The sequence below is a fragment of the Streptomyces sp. NPDC017225 genome (genome assembly GCF_044331465.1).
In the GTDB taxonomy this organism is placed as follows: Bacteria; Actinomycetota; Actinomycetes; order Streptomycetales; family Streptomycetaceae; genus Streptomyces.
This window is the reverse complement of the sequence record NZ_JBIRNE010000010.1, coordinates 12,547-15,230: the sequence shown is the minus strand read 5'-3', so window position 1 is coordinate 15,230 and position 2,684 is coordinate 12,547. Positions and strand designations below refer to the sequence as shown.

The 2,684-nt window shown below is 73.3% G+C and carries 1 protein-coding gene and 2 pseudogenes; all 3 read left to right on the top strand.

Translation table 11 applies throughout. The annotated features are described in order from the left end of the window. Window positions 1-631: pseudogene (locus ACH4NX_RS21995) on the top strand (esterase); the annotation flags it as partial. A 233-nt stretch (window positions 632-864) separates the two neighbouring features. Then, window positions 865-1,641 carry a TIGR03936 family radical SAM-associated protein gene (locus ACH4NX_RS21990; protein ID WP_351387890.1) on the top strand — a complete coding sequence of 259 codons (777 nt, stop codon included), beginning with the start codon at window positions 865-867 and terminating at the stop codon, window positions 1,639-1,641. A gap of 273 nt (window positions 1,642-1,914) precedes the next feature. Next, window positions 1,915-2,684, top strand: a pseudogene (locus tag ACH4NX_RS21985) (ribonuclease E/G); the annotation flags it as partial.

The window sequence follows — 2,684 nt, the reverse complement described above, 5'->3', positions numbered from 1 at the left end:
GGACAGCGCGGACGGCGGCAGCTGGTCCTGGGGGAGGTCGGAGCCGGTCGCGGGTGACTTCGACGGTGACGGCCGCGGTGATGTCGGTGTGCTGTACGACTACGGCGTGCGGGACGGAGGCGGGAGCCACACAGGTCTGTGGACGCTGACGAGCACCGGGTCCGGCTTCGGCAAGCCGGTCAAGGTCTGGGACAGCGTGGACAGCGGTATCAGCTGGAAGTGGAGCAGTTCGAAGCTGGTCGCGGGTGACTTCGACGGTGACGGCCGCGGTGACGTCGGCGTGCTGTACGACAACGGTGCGCGGGCGGACGGCACCGGTAACCGCACGGCGCTGTGGACGCTGACGAGTACCGGGTCCGGGTTCGGTTCCCCGGTCCGGGTCTACGACAGCGCGGACGGCGGCAGCTGGACCTGGAGCCGCTCGAAGACGGTCGCCGGTGACTTCGACGGCGACGGCCGGAGCGACGTCGGTGTGCTGTACGACTACGGCGCGCGGGCGGACGGCACCGGTAACCGCACAGTTCTGCAGATGTTCACCAGTACGGGCTCCGGTTTCGGCAAGCCGGTCAAGGTCTGGGACAGTGCGGACAGTGGTATCAGCTGGACCTGGGCGCGGAGCGACATCGCCTGACCGGCGCACGCTCGTACGAACCGCCACGACGTTCGGGCACTTGCAGGTGCCCGAACGTCGTGGCGGTTCGCGTACCGCAGGGAACTCCTGGTGGCCGGAGCGCGTACTCTAGAAAAGAGGACAGGGCTCGATGGCCCCGCCGAGGCGAGGACGGTGCCCCGTCCGACCGCCGTACACAAGGAGAAGTTCCCCTGGGCAAGCGACAGCCCGAAGGCCCGCCGGCCGTACCAGCGGTGCAGCGCATCCGACTGCGCTACACCAAGCGCGGCCGCCTTCGGTTCACCAGCCACCGTGACTTCCAGCGCGCTTTCGAGCGTGCGCTGCGCCGCGCCGAGGTGCCCATGGCGTACTCGGCGGGGTTCACGCCGCATCCGAAGGTGTCGTACGCCAATGCCGCACCCACCGGCACGGGCAGTGAGGCGGAGTACCTGGAGATCGCGCTCACCGAGGCGCGTGACCCGGAGCGGCTCAGGCTGCTCCTCGACGAGTCGCTGCCCGCCGGGCTCGACATCGTCGAGGCGGTCGAGGCCCGGACCTCCGGGCTCGCGGACCGGCTGACGGCTTCCGTGTGGGAGCTGCGGCTGGACGGTGTGGACTCCGCGGACGCGGACCGCGCCGTGGCGGCCTTCAACGCGGCCCCGGCCGTGGAGGTCCAGCGCAGGACCAAGAACGGCGTCCGTACCTTCGACGCCCGCTCCGCCGTGGCACATCTCGAGGGCGTCACCACACCTGGTTCGCCGGCTGATAGGCCGACCGACCGGCCCTGTGCGATACTGCGGCTGGTTGTTCGGCACGTGACGCCTGCCGTACGACCCGACGACGTCCTGTCCGGTCTTCGCGCCGTGGCCGACCTGGCGCCGCCGGTCCCCGCAGCGGTGACCAGGCTGGCGCAGGGGCTGTTCGATGAAGAGACCGGTGCGGTGACCGACCCGCTCGCGCCCGACCGCGAGGCAGAAGCGCCCGAGCCGCAACCGGCCGCCGCTTCCGCCGCCGCGAAGGCGTCGGCGTAAGGAAGGTTCCGCGTAGGGACGGACGTCGTAGCGCCGCCCTCGAACTCGGGAGCCACCTGGGTCGGGCAGCGCACCGACCACAAGACTTTCGCCAGGCCGTGCACGACAAGGGGTACGGAACCGGCGAGACAAGACACGGAGAGCTTCCGAGCGGCGCCCGCGCCCCGGACGGCGGCGACGCGCATCGCGCGAGCCGCGGACGTCACTGGCGGTCGACCTGGTCGACGCCGGACCAGGCGCGGCGCCCGGGAGCCTGACGGGAGAAACCCCCGCATGCTCGAACCGACCGAACCCACAGGGTCCTCGACCACTTCGACGGACTCCGAATCGAACACCCCCAGCGACACCCTGCCGCCGCGTCGCCGGCGCAGGGCCGCGTCCCGGCCGGCGGGTCCGCCGTCCGGTACCTCCGAGACGTCGGCCAGGACCGTCGCGCCCGCCGAGGCGACCGCCCCGGCCGACGAGGCCGAGGAGACGGAAGAGACGGCAGCCGCGGAGTCCGAGGCTCCCGAGGCGGCTTTGGAGCCGGTGGCCTCGGGACGGCCGCGTCGCCGCGCGGTGCGCCGCGCCTCCGCGCCCGTCGGGACTCCGGCGTCGGCGGAGACGGCCGAGACCGTCCTTCCGGCGTCCTCCTCCGCCGAGACGCCCGCCCAGTCCGAGCCGGCCGCCGTGGCCGAGCCGAGCTCCGGCACCCCCGCGCCCGCCGAGGACGCCGCTCCGCGCCGGTCGCGTCGTCGTGCCACGCGCAGTGTGACCTCGCCGGCCGAGCCGGCCGCTGCCGCTGAGTCCGCTGCCGCTGAGCCGGCCGAGCCGGTGGAGGCGTCCGCGTCCGCTGAAGTGTCCGCGCCCGCCGAGGTGGCCGAGGACGCCGCTCCGCGCCGGTCGCGTCGTCGTGCCACGCGCAGCGTGACCTCGCCGGCCGAGCCGGCCGCTGCCGCTGAGTCCGTTGCCGCTGAGCCGGCCGAGCCGGTGGAGGCGTCCGCGTCCGCTGAAGTGTCCGCGCCCGCCGAGGTGGCCGAGGACGCCGCTCCGCGCCGGTCGCG